Below are 18387 nucleotides of genomic sequence, written 5' to 3'. Positions count from 1 at the left end.
GGCTCCGGCTCGGCGCAACGAAAAGACCGCCCCGGAGGCGGTCTGGATTCGTGGGATCGCGAACACACCGCCTAGGAGGCGGGCCACCAGGTCTGGTTCGCGAGCATGGGGCGAAACTACCACACCGTCGGAGGCGGTTCCGGGCGACCGCACGCCGTGCGGGTGCCCGCATCCAGCCCGCGTGCATCCGGGCGGCGTAGGCTGAGGGTGTGCCAGCAGTGAACCTTGGGATGCCCAAGATCCCCGAAGTCCTCGCCCCGCGTCGCAAGTCCCGCCAGATCAGAGTCGGCAAGGTGCTCGTGGGCGGCGACGCCCCCATCAGCGTCCAGTCCATGACCACGACGAAGACGACCGACATCAACGGCACCCTCCAGCAGATCGCCGAGCTCACCGCCTCGGGATGCGAGATCGTGCGCGTGGCCGTGCCGTCGCAGGACGACGCGGACGTGCTGCACATCATCGCCAAGAAGAGCCAGATCCCGGTGATCGCCGACATCCACTTCCAGCCGAAGTACGTCTTCCAGGCGATCGACGCCGGCTGCGCCGCCGTACGGGTCAACCCCGGCAACATCCGCAAGTTCGACGACCAGGTGGGTGCGATCGCCAAGGCCGCGCAGGACGCTGGAGTGTCGCTGCGCATCGGCGTCAACGCCGGGTCGCTCGACCGCCGCCTGCTCGAGAAGTACGGCAAGGCGACGCCCGAGGCCCTCGTCGAGAGCGCGGTCTGGGAGGCGTCGCTGTTCGAGGAGCACGACTTCCACGACTTCAAGATCTCGGTCAAGCACAACGACCCGATCGTCATGGTCAAGGCGTACCGGCAGCTCGCCGAGCGCGGCGACTGGCCCCTGCACCTCGGCGTGACCGAAGCCGGCCCCGCCTTCCAGGGCACGATCAAGAGCGCGACGGCGTTCGGCATCCTGCTCGGCGAGGGGATCGGCGACACGATCCGCGTCTCGCTGTCGGCCCCTCCCGCCGAGGAGGTCAAGGTGGGCCACCAGATCCTGCAGTCGCTCAACCTACGCGAGCGCAAGCTCGAGATCGTCTCGTGCCCGTCGTGCGGCCGGGCGCAGGTCGACGTCTACACCCTCGCGGAGGACGTCACGGAGGGCCTCAAGGACATGACGGTGCCGCTGCGCGTGGCCGTCATGGGCTGCGTGGTGAACGGCCCGGGAGAGGCGCGCGACGCCGACCTCGGCGTGGCCTCCGGCAACGGCAAGGGCCAGATCTTCGTCAAGGGCGAGGTCATCAAGACCGTGCCCGAGGCAGAGATCGTCGCCACCCTCATCGAGGAGGCCAACCGCATCGCCGCCGAGATGGGACCCGAGGCGCCGCTCGGAACCGCTCAGGTCCTCACGGTCTGACCGGCCCGCCCATGCCGCACACCCTCGTCACCTTCGCCGACGGCGCCGTCCAGGCGGAGAGCGTCGTCACCCGTGTCGTCCCGTCGCCCGAGGGCGATGTCGTGGTCGTCGAATCGACGCCCTTCCATCCGGTCGACCACACCTGGCCCGACCAGCCCGGGGATTCCGGCGTCCTGCGAGCGGGCGAGGACGAGGTCGTCGTCACCGAGGCGCTGATGGCGGCATCCGGCGCCGAGGGGGAGTTCGCCGTGGGCTCCGAGATCCCCGTCCGACGCGGCTCGGAGGGATGGACCTGGCTGGTCGCGCACCGGCTCGACGGGGCTGCGCCGGACGCGCTCACCGAGGGCAGCCACGTCCGGCTGCTCGTCGACGAGGACCGCCGGGCGGGGCTGAGCCGCGGGCACACCGCGTGCCACCTCGCGTCGCTGGCGCTGGACCTGGCGCTCGCCGACCTCTGGCGGAAGGACCCGGGGCCCGACGCCCTCGGCTCTCCGGACTTCGAGGGGCGGGCGAATCAGAGCAGTCGGATCACGGAGGACGGCAGCGTCGACGAGTACCGGCTTGGCAAGAGCCTGCGCCGGGCGGGCTTCGACACCGAGGCGTTCGCGGCGACGCTCGCCGAGCGCGAGGCGAGCATCAACGCCCAGCTGCGCCGGTGGGTCGAGTCCGCGGCGGCCAGCCGCATCGAGACCGAGGGCGGCACGATCATCGATCGTCGCCGCTGGCACTGCGCGCTGCCCGAAGGCGAGGCGGTCATCCTCTGCGGCGGCACCCATGTCGACTCCCTCGCCGCCTTCGCTGCGATCACGGTCTCTCTCGACCTCGGCGATCCGCAGCTGCTCATCATGACGACGACGGCGATTCCTGCGCACTGACGCCCTCGGGCGCGACGTCGGCGGCGGACAGCTCGACCTCGCCGCGGGCGATGTCGGCGCGGACGACCGTCACACGGACGACGTCGCCGGGGACGGCGCCCCCGCCCACCGAGGCGGATGCCGTCACCGCCGGGTCGGCGATCTGCACGGTCGCGCGATCCTCCCGCCGCTCGATGACCGTCGCCTCCAACTCGGTGCCGACCAGGGGAGCGAGCAGCGCGGCTTCGACGATGTTGACCGTCGCCGCGTTCAGCCGCGACGCGCGCTGGGCCGACTCCTGCATGAGCCCGGGCAGATCGCCCAGCGACTCGCGCACCCATGTCGGCACGGAGCGGCCCTCCGAGACGGCGAGGCAGATCGCGAGGACCCAGCGATCGACCAGCCGCCGCAGGGGAGCGGTGGCATGCGCGTAGGGGGCGCCGATCGCGGCCTGGACCACCTCGTCGGGCGCGGCCCCGTCGAAGGCGACGTATCCCGCCCCGCGGAACAGTGCCGACGCGGCCGAGAGGATCGGGAGAGTGAGGGGATCGTCGCGGTCGAGGAGCCGCAGGTACTCGCCGTACCCGCCGCTCGTCCAGGGGCGGCCGAGAGCCCGAGTCTGGAGCCGGAACGAGGCGAACGCCGCGGGATCCGGTTCCGGCATCGTGCGGAGGATGCCGACGCCCGCCTCCCGCATGAGATCGGCCGCGGCCATCCCGGTGAGGAGGGAGAGCTGCGCGTTCCACTCCTCGACGGGAAGGGGACGGCGCCGCTCGATCGAGTATCCGCCGTCGGGCGTGCGGACCACCTCCTCATCCGGCAGGTTGAGGCTGGCGCCCCCGCGCCGACGCTCCTGATCGAGCAGCAGCGCGCCGATCTCGGGCAGCAGCGCCGCCGGGCCGTCCTCGCCGGCGTCCAGCGACCGCTGCGTGCTCCCGTAGTCCAGCTGGGCGCGCGACCGGATCACGGCGCGCTCCAGTGCCCGGTGCACCACCTCGCCGGCGTCGTCCAGGTCGAAGGTCCACACCAGGGCCGGTCGATCCACACCGGCGAGCAGCGAGGCCCGGTCCTCGCTCAGCGCACGCGGATGCAACGGGATCGACCCGTCAGCGGCGTACAGGGTCTGGCCCCGACGCCGCGCCTCGGCATCCACCGCCCCGCCCGGCTTCACGAAACCGGGGACGTCCGCGATCGCGTACCGCACCGTGTACCCGGATCCGCGGCGCTCGAGGTGGAAGGCCTGGTCGAGGTCTCGGGACCCGACCGGATCCAGGGTGGCGAAGGGGACGTCGCGCAGGTCCCGTCCGGTCGGCACCCCCTCGGCGGCCTCCGCCTCCGCCCGGGCCTCGGCGGAGAACTCCCTCGGAGCGTCCACGGTCTCCCGGAGGGCGGCGAGCGCCCGGGCGAGCTCGGAGTCGGCGGCGGAAGGGGCGACATGCGAACGGCGCTGCGGCATGCACCCACCCTAGGCGGACCTCGCCGACCCGCCGCCGCACGGATGGCGTTAGCGTGGAGCCATGACCACTGCTGCAGCCAAGGCCCAGACCCTCGTCGACCTGTACGACGCCCCGGAGATCCTCCGCGTCGTGAACGTGTGGGACGTGGTCTCCGCCCGCGCCGTCGCCGCGCTGCCGGAGACGAAGGCGATCGCGACCGCCGGCCACGGCATCGCCGCGTCGTTCGGCTACGACGACGGTGCGACGCCGCGCGATCTCATGATCGACATGGTCGGACGCATCGCCGCGTCCGTGGCGGTCCCCGTCACGGCGGACCTCGACGACGGGTACGGCGACGCCGGGGAGACTACGCGCCTCGCCATCGCCGCCGGCGTCGTGGGCGCCAACGTCGAGGACCGGCTCCAGCCCCTCGACGACTCGGCCGCGGCCGTCGCGGCGATCGTTCGCGCCGCCGAGGCGGAGGGCGTCCCGTTCGCGCTCAACGCCCGCACCGACGCGTTCGTGCGCGCGGGCTCGCGTCCGATCGAGCAGAGCATCGCCGATGCGATCCAGCGCGGGCGCGCCTATCTCGACGCCGGCGCCACTTCGGTCTTCGTGCCCGGCATCCTCGATGCGAACGTCACCCGTCGGCTGGTGGAGGGGATCGGCGAGCGGAAGGTCAGCGTGATCGGACTGCCCGGCGCGCTCGCCGCCTCGGCGTACGAGAAGCTGGGCGTCGCGCGCATCTCCTACGGCCCGCTTCCTCAGCGGGTGGCACTGACGGCGCTGCAGGAGCTCGCCTCCAGCCTCTACGAGGGCGGGGTCGTCCCCTCGGGCCTGCCGGCCCTCAACTGATGCGCGAGGGCGGACGACCGCGGGTCAGTAGACTTGCCGCGTGGTCACTCGTCTCTCGAACTTCTTCCTCCGCACGCTCCGTGAAGACCCGGCGGGCGCCGAGGTCGCCAGCCACCGGCTGCTGATCCGCGCCGGATACATCCGCCCGCAGGCGGCGGGGATCTTCGCCTGGCTGCCGCTCGGTCTCCGGGTCAAGTCCCGGATCGAGACGATCGTCCGCGAGGAGATGTCCGCGGCCGGCGCGCAGGAGGTGCACTTCCCGGCGCTCATGCCGCGTGAGCCCTACGAGGCGACGGGACGCTGGGAGGAGTACGGCGACCTGCTCTTCCGGCTCCAGGACCGTAAGGGCGGCGACTACCTGCTCGCGCCGACGCACGAGGAGGCGTTCACGCTCCTCGTGAAGGACCTCTACTCGTCGTACAAGGACCTTCCCCTGACGATCTACCAGATCCAGGACAAGTACCGTGACGAGGCCCGACCGCGTGCCGGCCTGCTCCGCGGACGCGAGTTCACCATGAAGGACGCCTATTCCTTCGACTCGTCCGATGCGGGCCTCGACGCGAGCTACCAGGCGCAGCGCGACGCCTACGAGCGCATCTTCCAGCGCCTCGGGCTCGAATACGTGATCGTTCAAGCGGATGCCGGGGCGATGGGCGGCTCCCGCAGCGAGGAGTTCTTGCACCCGACCCCGGTCGGGGAAGACACCTTCGTGCGCAGCGCCGGAGGGTACGCCGCCAACGTCGAGGCGTTCACGACCGCGATTCCGGAGCCCGTCGCGTTCGACGCCGACGCGTCTCCCGTCGTGTTCGACTCGCCCGACACGCCGACGATCGAGACGCTCGTCGCGCATTGCAACGCCACGCTCGAGGGCGAGTACGCGGCGGCAGACACGCTGAAGAACGTGGTGCTCGCCCTGACCCACCTCGACGGCACGCGCGAGCTGGTCGTGGTGGGACTCCCCGGCGATCGCGACGTCGACCCCAAGCGCGCCGAGGTGGCGTTCGCCCCCGCCGAGGTCGAGACCGCGACGGCCGAGGACTTCGCCGCGAACCCCCTGCTGGTCAAGGGGTACATCGGTCCGTGGTCCGACACGGGGGCGATCCTCGGCGAGGAGTCCGCCACCGGCATCCGCTATCTCGTCGACCCGCGCGTCAGCGAGGGGACGAGCTGGATCACCGGGGCGAACATCGACCAGAAGCACGCGCACTCCGTCGTCGCCGGTCGCGACTTCGCCTGGGACGGCATCGTCGAGATCGCGAACGTGCGCGCCGGGGATCCGGCACCGGACGGCTCGGGTCCCGTCGAGCTCGCGCGCGGCATGGAGATCGGCCACGTCTTCCAGCTCGGCCGCAAGTACGCCGAGGCGCTCGGCCTCAAGGTACTCGACGAGAACGGCAAGCTGGTGACGGTCACGATGGGCTCGTACGGCATCGGCGTCACCCGGATCCTGGCGATTATCGCCGAGCTGAACAACGACGACAGGGGCCTGATCTGGCCCGCGTCCGTCGCACCGTTCGACGTGCAGGTCGTCGCCGCCGGACGAGACCAGGTCGCGTTCGAGGTCGCCGAGGACATCGCCGCGCAGCTGGAGGCCTCCGGCTTCGACGTGCTGTACGACGACCGGCCGAAGGTCTCGCCCGGCGTGAAGTTCGGCGATGCCGAGCTGGTCGGCATCCCGAAGATCGTCATCGTGGGGCGTGGAGCCGCCGAGGGACAGGTCGAGCTGTGGGACCGCAGCACGGGGGAGCGCGACACCGTCTCGGCGGCCGAGGCGGTCGAGCGCCTGGTCCGCCGCTGACCTGCAGCTGTGACGCCGCGTCCTCCCCGGGGAGGGCGCGGCGTTCCGCATCCGGCGTTGCGCCGGTGTCAGAGCGAGCTGCGCGTGGCACGCTGGACGCATGATCGACGAACCCCTGCCCGAGGCTCTCAGCGCCGAGATCAACGCCGTGCTCGACGACGCCGGAGTGAACGCCGACCGCCGCCTGGTGATGCGGATGCTGCGCACGGCGATCCTGCTCGGCGAGGACGGGACGAGCCGCCTCGACCTGAAGATCGCCTCGGCCGCGCTCTCGGAGATGCGCGACGCGTTCCGCCTCTTCGCGCCCTACCACGGGGTGCCGAAGGTGACGGTGTTCGGCTCGGCCCGCACCCGCACCGACGATCCGCTGTACGTCCAGGCCAGGGACGTGGCCGCGGCCCTCGCCGAGGACGGGTGGATGGTGGTCACCGGCGCCGGCCCGGGGATCATGCAGGCCGCCGCGGACGGCGCGGGACCCGAGCTGTCGCTCGGCGTCTCGATCCGGCTGCCCTTCGAGGAGAAGCCCAACGGACTGATCGCCGGTCAGGACCACGTCGTGGCGATGAAGTACTTCTTCACGCGCAAGCTCATGCTCATGAAGGAGTCACAGGGCTTCATCTGCCTGCCCGGCGGATTCGGGACGCTCGACGAGATGTTCGAGCTGCTCACCCTGCAGCAGACCGGCAAGGCGGAGCCCATGCCGATCGTGCTCCTCGACGAGACGGACGGCACGTTCTGGCGCGGGCTCCAGCGGTTCATCGACGAGCACCTGTCGCCGGCCGGCGTCATCTCGGAGGGCGACTTCGACCGGGTCCTCGTGACCGACTCCGTCGAGGCGGCGTGCGCGGAGATCACCCGGTTCTGGCGCAACTACCACTCCCTGCGATGGGTCGGGGACACGCTGATCCTGCGGCTGCGCACCGCGCCGACGGACGCGGAGCTCGCCGCACTCGACGAGCAGTTCTCCGTGCTCCTCTCCGCCGGGTCCATCGAGCGGACCGATCCGCGCGCGGTCGAGGTCGCGGACGACGACGTCGTGGAGCTGCCCCGGCTCGCCCTGCATCTCGATCAGCGCCATGTGGGTGACCTGTTCCGCATCATCGCGGCGATCAACGACCTGCCGTCCGCCTCCGACGACTGACCGTGGCGCGCCCGCGGTCGGGCCGCGTGGCGCCCTCCGACGGGCAGGCGGTATCGTTGTACGGATGTCGCGCCTCGAGATTCCGCGCGACGAGAGCTGAATAGGGAGCCGTCATGGACATCGAACTGAGTCTGCTGCGTGGGATCGAGAAGGAGAAGGGCATCCCCTTCGACGAGCTCGTCGCGATCATCGAGCAGGCGATCCTGACCGCGTACTCCAAGCACGTCTCGGCCGAGGGCGACATGCCCGACGGCGTCCGCGTCGATCTCGACCGCAAGACCGGGCACGTCGCCGTGCTCCAGGCCGTGAAGGACGAGGAAGGCGCCGTCATCGGCGAGGAGGATGCGACCCCGAGCGACTTCGGGCGCATCGCCGCCTTCGCCGCGAAGCAGGTCATCAGCCAGCGACTTCGCGACATCGCGGACGACGCCGTGCTCGGCGAATTCCGCGGCAAGGAGGGCGACATCGTCGCCGGCGTCATCCAGCAGGGTCCGAACCCGCGGATGATCCACGTGGACCTCGGCTCGGTCGAGGCCATCCTGCCGCCAGAGGAGCAGGTGCCGGGCGAGGAGTACTCGCACGGCTCCCGCCTGCGCGTCTACGTGACCAGCGTCGCCAAGGGCCTGAAGGGGCCGCAGATCACCGTCTCGCGCACGCACCCTGGTCTGGTGCGCAAGCTCTTCGCCCTCGAGGTGCCGGAGATCGCCGCCGGACTGGTCGAGATCGTGTCGCTGGCGCGTGAGGCCGGGCACCGGACGAAGATCGCCGTCAAGGCGAACGATCCGTCGATCAACGCCAAGGGCGCCTGCATCGGCGAGCTCGGGCGCCGCGTCCGCGCCGTCACCGAGGAGCTCTCCGGCGAGAAGATCGACATCGTCGACCACAACCCGGAGCTCGCGGCGTTCGTGGCCAACGCGCTGTCGCCGGCGAAGGTGACGAGCTCCTTCATCCTCGACGCCAGCACGAAGGCCGTCCGCGCGCTCGTCCCCGACTACCAGCTCTCGCTGGCGATCGGCAAGGAGGGGCAGAACGCCCGGCTGGCGGCCAAGCTCACCGGCGCGAAGATCGACATCCAGCCCGACAGCGTCCTGGACTGAGCGCGAAGGACCGGCGCGGCTCGCGTCGCGTACGGCCCGCAAGGGAACGCAGGTGTAAGATGGAACCCGTACGAACGTGCGTCGGCTGTCGCATGCGTGCTCCTCGCTCCGCTCTCCTCAGAGTGGTGTCCCAGAACGGCGTCCTCATCGTGGATGAGCGCGCGGTCCTGCCGGGGAGAGGCGCGTGGCTCCACCCGACGCAGGAGTGCATGGAGGCCGCTCTGCGGCGCCGTGCCTTCGGACGAGCACTCCGCGTGTCGACTGCTGTGGACACGCAGACCATCGAGAAACGGCTGAACGGCTATGGAAACAAAGTGAACGGCTCGAAATGAGACCCGTCCGCGACTAATGGTCTGCCCTGTCTGGGCAGACCGACCCAGACAGGAGAATTGTGGCTGGTAAACCACGCGTGCACGAGATCGCCGCCGAACTCGGCGTCGACAGCAAGATCGCACTTGCGAAGCTGAAAGAACTGGGCGAGTTCGTCAAGAGCCCGTCCTCGACCATCGAACCCCCGGTCGCGCGCAAGCTGCGCGCCGCGATCGAGGCCGATGGCTCGCTGAAGTCTGCGGGCGAAGCCGCTCCCGCGAAGGCCGCCCCGGCGAAGCCGTCCGGAAAGGCCGCGCCCACCCCCGGTCCTCGCCCCGGCCCGAAGCCGGCACCCGAGGCTGCGCCGAAGGCTGAGGCCGTGCCGTCCGCTCCGGGGCCGTCCGCGCCCGCTGCTCCGGCAGCGCCCTCGGCTGCTCCGGCGGCCGGTGAGTCCGCCGCGCCGAAGCCCGGCGACTCCACGGCGCCCAAGCCCGGGGCCCCGCGCCCGGGCAACAACCCGTTCTCCTCGGCGCAGGGCATGGGACAGCGTCCCACCGGCCCGCGTCCGGGCAACAACCCCTTCGCCTCGGCGCAGGGCATGGGCCAGCGTCCGACGCCGGGCAACATCCCGCGTCCCCAGGCGCCCCGTCCGGGTGCCCCGCGTCCCGGCGCCCCGCGTCCCGGCTCTCCTCGTCCCGGCGCCCCCCGTGGAGGCCAGGGCGGTCGTCCGGGCGCACCGTTCCAGCAGCGTCCCGGCGGTCCGGGTCGTCCCGGCGGCGCCGGCGGTGGTCCCGGTGCAGGTGCGCGTCCCGGCGGCGGCTTCGCGGGTCGTCCCGGCGGAGGAGGCGGCCGTGGCCGCGGCCCCGGCGGCGGTACCGCGGGCGCGTTCGGCAAGGGCGGCGGCAAGAGCAAGCAGCGCAAGTCGCGGCGGGCGAAGCGGCAGGAATTCGAGATGCGGAGCGCCCCGGTCGTCGGCGGCGTCAACGTCACCCGTGGCAACGGGGAGATCATCCGCATGCGCCGCGGCGCGTCCATCGCGGACTTCGCCGACAAGATCGAGACGCTGACCGGCTACACGGTGCAGCCCGGCACGCTCGTGACCATCCTGTTCAACCTGGGCGAGATGGCCACGGCGACCGAGTCGCTCGACGAGGCGACCTTCGAGGTCCTCGGCGAGGAGCTGGGCTACAAGATCCAGATGGTCTCGCCCGAGGACGAGGACAAGGAGCTCCTGGAGGGCTTCGGTCTGAATCTCGAGCAGGAGCTCGAAGCCGAGAGCGAGGACGATCTCGAGATCCGTCCTCCCGTCGTCACCGTCATGGGTCACGTCGATCACGGTAAGACCCGACTGCTCGACGCCATCCGCCAGACGAACGTCATCGCGGGTGAGGCCGGCGGCATCACGCAGCACATCGGCGCCTACCAGGTGTGGACCGAGCACGAGGGCATCGAGCGTGCCATCACGTTCATCGACACCCCGGGTCACGAGGCCTTCACGGCCATGCGTGCCCGAGGAGCCCAGGTCACCGACCTCGCGATCCTCGTGGTCGCCGCCGACGACGGCATCATGCCGCAGACGGTGGAGGCGCTGAACCACGCCCAGGCGGCGAACGTGCCGATCGTGGTCGCGGTGAACAAGGTCGACAAGCCCGAGGCCAACCCGGCCAAGGTCCGTCAGCAGCTGACCGAGTACGGTCTGGTGGCCGAGGAGTACGGCGGCGACGTCATGTTCGTCGACGTGTCGGCTCGAGCCAACACCGGCATCCAGGAGCTCCTGGACGCGGTGCTGCTCACGGCCGACGCGGGTCTGGACCTCACGGCAAACCCGAACAAGGCCGCTCGCGGCGTCGCCATCGAGGCGAAGCTCGACAAGGGCCGCGGTTCGGTCGCGACCGTGCTCATCCAGTCCGGAACGCTCCGGGTCGGAGACGCGATCGTCGCGGGAACGGCCTATGGCCGCGTCCGCGCGATGGCCGACGAGAACGGCGAGCAGGTCCTCGAGGCCTTCCCGTCCCGCCCCGTGCAGGTCCAGGGTCTCAACTCCGTGCCCCGTGCCGGCGACGTCTTCATCGTCACCGAGGAGGACCGCACGGCCCGTCAGATCGCCGAGAAGCGTGAAGCGGTCGAGCGCAACGCGCAGCTGGCCAAGGCCCGCAAGCGCATCTCGCTCGAGGACTTCACCCGTGCGCTCGAAGAGGGCAAGGTCGAGTCGCTCAACCTCATCATCAAGGGCGACGTCTCGGGTGCCGTCGAGGCGCTCGAGGAGTCGCTGCTCAAGATCGAGGTCGACGACTCGGTGCAGCTGCGGATCATCCACCGCGGTGTGGGTGCGATCACCGAGTCCGACGTCAACCTCGCGACGATCGACAACGCGATCATCGTGGGCTTCAACGTCCGGCCCGACACGAAGGCGCGCGAGCGCGCCTCCCGCGAAGGCGTGGACATCCGGTTCTACTCGGTCATCTACAACGCGATCGACGAGATCGAGAACTCCCTCAAGGGAATGCTCAAGCCGGAGTACGAAGAGGTCCAGTCGGGCGTCGCGGAGATCCGCGAGGTGTTCCGCTCCTCGAAGTTCGGCAACATCGCCGGTGTCATCGTGCGGTCGGGAACCATCACCCGGAACGCGAAGGCCCGCGTCATCCGCGACGGCGTGGTCATCGCCGATGGTCTCGCCATCGAGTCGCTGCGCCGCTTCAAGGACGACGTCACCGAGGTGCGCACGGACTACGAGGCGGGTATCGGCCTCGGCAAGTACAACGACATCCAGATCGGCGACGAGATCGAGACGACCGAGATGGTCGAGAAGCCCCGCGGCTGAGTCGTAGGCTCGACGAGTGGATGCCCCGTCCCATCATCGGGGCGGGGCATCCGCTCTTCTCGTGGTTCGACCACTGGTACAAGGAGGAGCAGCAATGGCTGGAGAACGACAGGCACGCCTCGCCGACCGGATCCGTGTGATCCTCGCCGAGCGCCTCGAGAAGGGGCTGCGCGACCCGCGGCTCGGGTTCGTGACCATCACCGATGTGCGGGTGAGCGGCGACCTCCAGCACGCCTCTGTGTTCTACACGGTGCTGGGGTCGGAGGAGGAGCGGGTCTCGAGCGGAGCGGCTCTCGCCTCGGCCACGGGGATGCTGCGGAGCGAGGTGGGGCGTCAGCTGAGCACCCGCCTGGTCCCGACGCTCGAGTTCATCCCGGATGCACTCCCCGAGAACGCCGACCACATCACCGCTCTTCTGCGCCAGGCGCAGGAGCGGGACGCGGAGGTGGCGAAGCTGGCGTCGTCGGCATCGCACGCGGGCGAGTCCGACCCGTACGTCCGTGCCGATGATGCGGAGGACGAGCGGCCGTAGCCGCCCTCGACCGATCGGCCCCGTCGCCCCTAAGGCGACACGCTTGATATATCGCGAGCGGCCGGCGGGACCGCGCTCGTGCGTTGTTAGCCTCTGCGGGGCGAGAAGGGCTCGTCGCGGCAGAGGGGGTGCGGTATCGGCGGGTCGTTCGCGTCCGAGGAGTCCGCGGGCCCGGCGCCCGCGGTGGAGACGCTGCTCAACGACCTCCGCGCCGCCGACCTCCCCTGCGCGCCGCACGTGGTGTCGCGCCTGCTCGCCGAGCTCGGGGCCCATGGCCCGACGATCCGCGAGGTCGCCGCACGACTGACCCGAGGCCAGCGGCAAGGGCTGCTTGCGCTTCCTGCGCCCCTGCCGGTCGTGCCCTCGATCGCGGCGGAGTACTCGGGATACGCGTTCTCCCGCCGTGACCGCGATCTCCTTCTCGCTATCCAGACCACCCTGTCGGACGATCTGGAGCCGATCCTCGCCTTCGACGGACGCACGGGCGCCGAGGTCGCCGGCGGACCCGTGGGGCGAGAGCTCTCGATGCACGCCGGGAAGGTGCGGCTCGCCGACCCGCGCCTCGGGATCTGGATCCACGGCACCACGCCCGCGGTGGACGCCGCGCGGGTTCATGAACGCCTCCGCGCGGTGTTCGTCGACCGCGGGCGCACCGTGGACGCCGACTGGCACCGTGCCAGGGCGGCGATGAACGGCGCACCGTCCGCCGCGCCCGCCCTGATCAGGGCCGCTGGGGACCTGTCGGAGGCCGGGCTCGCGGACCGCGCGCTGATGATCGCCCGCGAGGCGGCGGCGCACGCGAAGGGGGCGGCGCTCGAGGACGCCCGTCTGGCCGCGGGCATCGCCGCGGTGACGGCGGGATACGCGATGGACGCGACCGCCTGGCTCGGAACGCTGTTCCCGCTCGGCGAGGAGCGCCGCCGTCTCCTCGCCCTGCCCGGGCTGCTCTGCGCGCAGGCGCACCTGCAGGGGACGGTCCCGGACGTCGACCCGCAGTCCTTCCGGCCGACGACGGCCGACCCGGAACTCTGGCACGCGTGGGCGCGCGCGGCGGCGTTGGCAGCGCCCCTGTGCGCGGAACGGGGCGATCGGCGAGGGATGCGCGCGTGGCTGAGCGTGCTCACCGACGCGTCGTCGCCCGCGGGCGTCGAGGCGGGTCTGCGCGATCCCGCCGTCGCACTCAGCTGGACCCTGCTGGGGGAGGTCGATGGGGTCGACGGGCGGGACGGCGGGCCGTTCGGCACGCTGCGTGCGGCGCTCCGCACTGCGCTGGAGGGCGACGTGGACGGCGGCATCCGGCTGCTGGCGCACGGCGCGAACCTCGACGGCGGCTCCGATGCGCTCGTGAAGGGCTGCGAACGCAGTCCGCTGGTGCGTGCGTATCAGGCTGTCGCGCACGCCCTGCTGCTGTCGTGGCGCGGGGACATCGGACCCGCGAGGGACCGCCTCCTCCGGGCCGCGTTGAAGCTTCCGGTCGCGATGCCGTTCGCGGGGCTCGGCGTGGTGCTGGCTCGGCGTCTCGACCTGGCCGTGCGGGGCGACCTCGGACCGGTCTCCCGGGCGCTCACGGCCGCTCTGCCCGGACCGCGCCGGATCGACGTCCTCCTGGACCGCGGCATCCGCGCCTTCCTCGCAGGGGACGACGCGGCGGCCGAAGCCCATGTACGGCTCTGGGGTGACGTCGGTGCGCCGCGCACGCTCTTCGGCGTCCCCGGCCTCGCGGAGATCGCGGCCCGGCACCGGCACGGGGAGGCCCGGCCTCCGGCGGAACCCCCGGAGACGGCGCTGGCGCGGTCGCTGCAGGAGCGCCTCGCTCTCATGTCCGACCACGACGGGGAGAGGCGACGCGACGAGGTGCTGATCGCGAGTCGCGCCCTCCGGTCACCCTTCCTCCGCGGGCGGATCGAGGCGATGATCGGGATGCGCGCGGCGACGCGGAGCGAACCGGCCTCCGCCCGCACCCATCTGCGTCGCGCACGGAGCCTGTTCGAGCTCGCCGGCGCCGACGCGTGGGTCCGTCTCGTCGAGCAGCGGCTGTCGCGTCTTGAGGAGGGACTGTCGTCTACGGTCGCCGATCCGCTCGCGGCCTGTCGTGCCGCGTGGGCGTCGCGACTCACCGGCCGCGAGCTCGAGGTCGCGATGGCCGCCGTGTCGGGGGCGGGCAACCGCGAGATCGCCGCCGCGCTGTCGGTCTCCGTGCGTACCGTCGAGGTGCATCTGAGCAGGGTCTTCGCGAAGGTGGGGGTGCGCAGCAGAGTGGAGTTGACGGTTCTCGCGCACCGCGTCGGGCTGCCCTCCTGACGCTCAGGCCGGAAGCGCGAGGGTGCCGTCGCCGGCTTCGGCGAGCCCGTCGGCGATGAGCGAGTCGATGGCGCGGTCGCGCTGGCCCGGATCCGGCCATTCGGGCAGCAGGAGCTCGAACGACACGGATGCGGGCGCGGCGTCCCGCAGCATGCGGAGGATCGCACCCCGCGCCTGGCGATCCGACCCTTCGTAACGGGCCTGTCGCCGACGGGTGTCCGCCGTCGGAGGCCGACCGGCCGCCACCCACGCGCAGGTGCGCAGGAGGGGGCAGTCCTCGCAGGCCGGCGTCCGCGCCGTGCACACCGTCGCGCCCAGCTCCATGGCCGCGGCGTTGAACAGTGCCGCCTCGCGCTCCGGAGCGGGCAGGACGGACTCCATGAGCACGAGATCCCGGCGGGACGGCGGCGCCGGATGCGCCCGGCCCTCGACGGCACGCGCCAGCACGCGCCGTGTGTTGGTGTCGACCACGGGATGGCGGTCCCCGTAGGCGAAGACCGCGACCGCCCGAGCGGTGTAGTCGCCGATGCCCGTCAGGGCCAGCAGCGCCTCGACGTCGCGGGGCACGGTCCCGCCGTGCCGCTGCGTGATCTCGATCGCGGCGCGGTGGAGCCACAGCGCACGCCGCGGGTATCCGAGATTCGCCCACTGCTGCACGACCTCGGCCGGCGTCGCGGAGGCGAGTGCGGAGGCGGTCGGCCAGCGCGTCAACCACGCTTCGAGGTGCGGGATGACGCGCGCCACCGGGGTCTGCTGCAGCATGAACTCGCTCACGAGAACGCCCCAGGCGCCGAACTGCGTGTGAAACGCCGGCCTGCGCCACGGCAGGTCGCGCGCCCGTTCCCGATACCACGGCACCAGACCGTCCGCGAGGTCGGCAGCGGGGGAGTTCACGAGCACTCGGACAGCCTAGGCGCTGCGCGCGACGGATGCGCCCCGCGACCGGCGGAGCGGTCGGCGGGGTGTCGGGACGGAGCGGCGGTATTCGGGGCGGAGCCCCGCGCCCGCGTAGGCTGGGGGGATGGTCTCGCCCGGCATTCTTCTCGTCGACAAGCCCGCAGGCCTGACGAGCCACGACGTGGTCGCGCGGACGCGTCGAGCGTTCGGCACACGCAAGGTCGGTCACGCGGGCACGCTCGATCCCATGGCGACCGGGCTGCTCGTGATCGGCATCGAGGGCGCTACGCGCCTGCTCACGTACATCGTCGGCGTCGACAAGACGTATGAGGCGACGATCCGTCTGGGGGAGACGACCTCGACGGACGATGCCGACGGCGACATCCTCACGCGGGCGGATGCCGACGCCTGGTCGAGCGTGACCGAGGCGGGAATCGCCCGAGGGATCCACGCGCTCACGGGTGCCATCTCGCAGGTGCCGAGCTCGGTCTCCGCGATCAAGGTCGACGGACGACGGGCCTACGACCGGGTCCGGGCGGGGGAGGACGTCGTCCTCGCAGCCCGCGACGTGACGGTGTCGCGCTTCGAGGTGGTCGCCGAACGTCACGGCGACGGCGTCCGTGACCTGGACGTCGTGGTCGACTGCTCCTCGGGCACCTACATCCGCTCGCTGGCGCGCGATCTCGGAGCGGCGCTCGGAGTCGGAGGACACCTCACGGCGCTGCGGCGCACACGCGTCGGGGACTTCGACGTCGCGGATGCCGTGACCATCGATGCGCTGGAGGGCGCGCCGACGCTGACCCCCGCCGACGCGGCGGGGCGGGTCCTGCCCGTACTCGCGGTCACCGCGGACGAGGCGAAGGACCTGCGACACGGCAAGCGGCTGTTCGGCCAGGCCGACAGACTCGACGGCGCTCTGGCGGCGGCCGTCGATCCGGAGGCGGCGCTGATCGGCATCGTCGAGAAGCGCGGGGGCGATCTCAAGAGCGCCATGAACATGCTGGAGGCCGCACGATGATCCTGTGGTTCACGATCCTCCAGATCGTCGTCGCCCTCGCGGCCGGCCTCTTCTGCCTGATCGCGGGATTCGCCGGACGCCGCCCGAGCGATTACTCCGTCGGCGCCCTCGCTCTCGTCGAAGCGCTGCTGCTGGCCCAGGTCGTCGTCGCGATCATCGCCCCACTGGTCGGCAACCCCCCGACCGGAGACCTGCTCGAGTACTGGGTCTATCTCGTCTCCGCCGCGCTGCTGCCGATCGGGGCCGTGCTGTGGGCGTTGATGGAGCGGAGCCGATGGAGCACGGTCATCCTCGGGGTCGCCGCGGTCGCCATCGCCGTCATGATGTGGCGCATGCAGGTGATCTGGACGATCCAGGTGGCCTGACTCCGACGGATCGAGTCGGCCGTGAGAGCCTCGCGGCGCATCTAGGATGGAATGCGCTATGAGCACCACCGCCCCCTCCACCCGGATGACCGGGATCGGTCGCGTCCTCGTGATCGTCTACGCCGTCATGGCGCTCGCCGCGACCGGCCGGAGCTTCGTGCAGATCGTCCGCCGGTTCGACGAGGCCCCGCTGGCGTACTCGCTGTCGGCGCTCGCGGCGGTCGTGTACATCCTGGCCACCCTCGCGCTCGTGCTCGCCCGTCGTCGCGGGTGGTACACGGTGGCCTGGGTCGCCATCGTGTTCGAGCTGACCGGCGTCCTCGTGGTCGGAGTGCTGAGCATCGTGCTGCCCGACCTGTTCCAGCACGAGACGGTGTGGTCGCTGTTCGGGCGCGGATATCTGTTCATCCCCCTCGTGCTGCCCGTGTTCGGCATCTGGTGGCTCCGGACCCACCGTCCCGCCGTCGAGGCGGCCGTCCCGTCGGCGGAGGTGCGCGCGTGATCGTGTTCCGCGATCTCGCCGACATCCCCGGCGACTTCGGGCCGAGCGCCGTCGCCATCGGCAAGTTCGACGGCGTCCACGCCGGGCATCGCGCGGTCATCGAGCGACTCGAGGAGAGGGCTGCCGAGGGCGGCCTGCGGACGGTCGCCGTCACGTTCGACCGCAACCCGCTGGCGGTGATCCGTCCCGACCGCTGCCCCGAGAACGTCGTCACCGTCGATCGCAAGATCGCGCTCCTCGGCGAGCTCGGCCTGGATGCGACCCTGCTGCTCACGTTCGACGAGAAGCTGGCGGCGGAGAGCGCGGAGGACTTCGTCTCGCAGATCCTCGTCGGCGCGCTGAAGGTGGCGACGGTGCTCGTCGGGGCGGACTTCCGCTTCGGGCACCGCGGCGCGGGCACGCCCGACCTCCTGCGCGAACTCGGGCCGCGGTACGGGTTCACGGTCGAGGTGATCGATGACGTGTACCTGCCCGGCTCCGAGCGACGCGTCTCGTCCACCTGGATCCGGGAGCTGCTGCTCGAGGGCGACGTCGCGGCCGCCGCCCGGGTGCTGGGCCGCGCCCCGGACGTCCGGGGAGAGGTGGTCCACGGACTCAAGCGGGGCCGCGAGCTCGGCTTCCCGACCGCCAACCTCTCGGCGGTCGTCGACGCCTTCGTGCCGGCGGACGGCGTGTACGCGGGGTGGCTCGTGGATCACGACACCGGGATCCGTCATCCTGCCGCGATCTCCGTCGGCACCAACCCGACGTTCGACGACGTGCTCGAACGCCAGGTCGAGGCGCACGTGCTGGGGGAGACCGGGCTGGACCTCTACGGCCACGACGTCACCGTCGAGTTCACCGAGCGGCTGCGCGGGATGGTCGCGTTCGAGGGCATGGAGAAGCTCGCTCGGCAGATCGCCGCCGATGTCGCGGATGCCGAGCGGGTGCTCGGCCTCTCGCGGGACTGACAGCTCCGTCGACCGCGGCGCGCGCTCCGCCGGATGTTGCCGCGGATGGCGTAGACTGTGCACCAGTTCCCGCCGAATCTCGTGCGTGCTGCACGCATCGCCGGGGGGAACGACGATCTGCCGTCCGCACGGTCCTGGCTCACGCCACAC

The 18387-nt window shown here is 71.4% G+C and carries 16 protein-coding genes; 14 read left to right on the top strand and 2 right to left on the bottom strand.

All coding sequences use genetic code 11. The features are described from left to right. Positions 1-209: 209 nt before the first annotated feature. Together ispG and AB3M82_RS02200 are read left to right on the top strand one after the other, a co-directional pair. A complete protein-coding gene (gene ispG, locus AB3M82_RS02205) occupies positions 210-1361 on the top strand; it encodes a flavodoxin-dependent (E)-4-hydroxy-3-methylbut-2-enyl-diphosphate synthase (RefSeq protein ID WP_412955351.1) in 1152 nt (383 codons plus the stop codon). A gap of 11 nt (positions 1362-1372) precedes the next feature. Continuing rightward, a complete protein-coding gene (locus AB3M82_RS02200) occupies positions 1373-2236 on the top strand; it encodes an alanyl-tRNA editing protein (RefSeq protein ID WP_412955350.1) in 864 nt (287 codons plus the stop codon). Here AB3M82_RS02200 and AB3M82_RS02195 read toward each other — a convergent pair. After that, positions 2205-3671, bottom strand: coding sequence for an RNB domain-containing ribonuclease (locus AB3M82_RS02195; protein WP_412955349.1), 1467 nt, complete (start codon positions 3669-3671; stop codon positions 2205-2207). The genes AB3M82_RS02200 and AB3M82_RS02195 overlap by 32 nt on opposite strands. Positions 3672-3732: 61 nt before the next feature. Here AB3M82_RS02195 and AB3M82_RS02190 point away from each other — a divergent pair, with 61 nt between their 5' ends. From AB3M82_RS02190 to AB3M82_RS02155, 8 genes are all read left to right on the top strand, one after another. Next, on the top strand, positions 3733-4506 hold the full coding sequence (locus AB3M82_RS02190; protein WP_412955348.1) for an isocitrate lyase/PEP mutase family protein: 774 nt from the start codon (positions 3733-3735) through the stop codon (positions 4504-4506). 40 nt (positions 4507-4546) lie between these two features. Further along, complete coding sequence (locus AB3M82_RS02185) at positions 4547-6304, top strand: proline--tRNA ligase (protein WP_412955347.1); 1758 nt, start codon at positions 4547-4549, stop codon at positions 6302-6304. A 100-nt stretch (positions 6305-6404) separates the two neighbouring features. Then, on the top strand, positions 6405-7445 hold the full coding sequence (locus AB3M82_RS02180) for an LOG family protein (protein ID WP_412955346.1): 1041 nt from the start codon (positions 6405-6407) through the stop codon (positions 7443-7445). A 113-nt stretch (positions 7446-7558) separates the two neighbouring features. Then, entirely contained in the window at positions 7559-8542 is a 984-nt protein-coding gene (gene nusA / locus AB3M82_RS02175; protein ID WP_412955345.1) for a transcription termination factor NusA, read from the top strand. Between the two features lie 59 nt (positions 8543-8601). Next, the gene (locus AB3M82_RS02170; RefSeq protein ID WP_412955344.1) at positions 8602-8874 is read left to right on the top strand and encodes a YlxR family protein; all 273 of its coding nucleotides are present in this window, start codon (positions 8602-8604) and stop codon (positions 8872-8874) included. 59 nt (positions 8875-8933) lie between these two features. Next, on the top strand, positions 8934-11672 hold the full coding sequence (gene infB / locus AB3M82_RS02165) for a translation initiation factor IF-2 (RefSeq protein ID WP_412955343.1): 2739 nt from the start codon (positions 8934-8936) through the stop codon (positions 11670-11672). A gap of 94 nt (positions 11673-11766) precedes the next feature. Next, positions 11767-12204 carry a 30S ribosome-binding factor RbfA gene (gene rbfA / locus AB3M82_RS02160; protein ID WP_412955342.1) on the top strand — a complete coding sequence of 146 codons (438 nt, stop codon included), beginning with the start codon at positions 11767-11769 and terminating at the stop codon, positions 12202-12204. 183 nt (positions 12205-12387) lie between these two features. Beyond that, positions 12388-14505, top strand: coding sequence for a helix-turn-helix transcriptional regulator (locus AB3M82_RS02155; RefSeq protein WP_412955341.1), 2118 nt, complete (start codon positions 12388-12390; stop codon positions 14503-14505). Positions 14506-14508: 3 nt separating this feature from the next. On the opposite strand, the gene AB3M82_RS02150 is transcribed toward AB3M82_RS02155, so the two are convergent. Next, positions 14509-15399: an HhH-GPD family protein gene (locus AB3M82_RS02150; RefSeq protein WP_412957987.1), complete on the bottom strand. Its 891-nt coding sequence runs from the start codon at positions 15397-15399 to the stop codon at positions 14509-14511. Positions 15400-15526: 127 nt separating this feature from the next. Between AB3M82_RS02150 and truB the strand changes: the two genes are divergently transcribed. From truB to AB3M82_RS02130, 4 genes are all read left to right on the top strand, one after another. After that, positions 15527-16420, top strand: coding sequence for a tRNA pseudouridine(55) synthase TruB (gene truB, locus AB3M82_RS02145; protein ID WP_412955340.1), 894 nt, complete (start codon positions 15527-15529; stop codon positions 16418-16420). Further along, entirely contained in the window at positions 16417-16785 is a 369-nt protein-coding gene (locus tag AB3M82_RS02140; RefSeq protein WP_412955339.1) for a hypothetical protein, read from the top strand. Before truB ends, AB3M82_RS02140 begins: the two co-directional genes overlap by 4 nt. Positions 16786-16870: 85 nt before the next feature. After that, complete coding sequence (locus tag AB3M82_RS02135; protein WP_412957986.1) at positions 16871-17287, top strand: hypothetical protein; 417 nt, start codon at positions 16871-16873, stop codon at positions 17285-17287. After that, entirely contained in the window at positions 17284-18237 is a 954-nt protein-coding gene (locus AB3M82_RS02130) for a bifunctional riboflavin kinase/FAD synthetase (protein WP_412955338.1), read from the top strand. The genes AB3M82_RS02135 and AB3M82_RS02130 overlap by 4 nt, the downstream gene beginning before the upstream one ends. The last annotated feature ends 150 nt before the right edge of the window (positions 18238-18387 follow it).

The organism is Microbacterium californiense (assembly GCF_047246625.1).
Lineage (GTDB): Bacteria > Actinomycetota > Actinomycetes > Actinomycetales > Microbacteriaceae > Microbacterium.
This window is presented reverse-complemented; position numbering and strand designations above follow the sequence as displayed.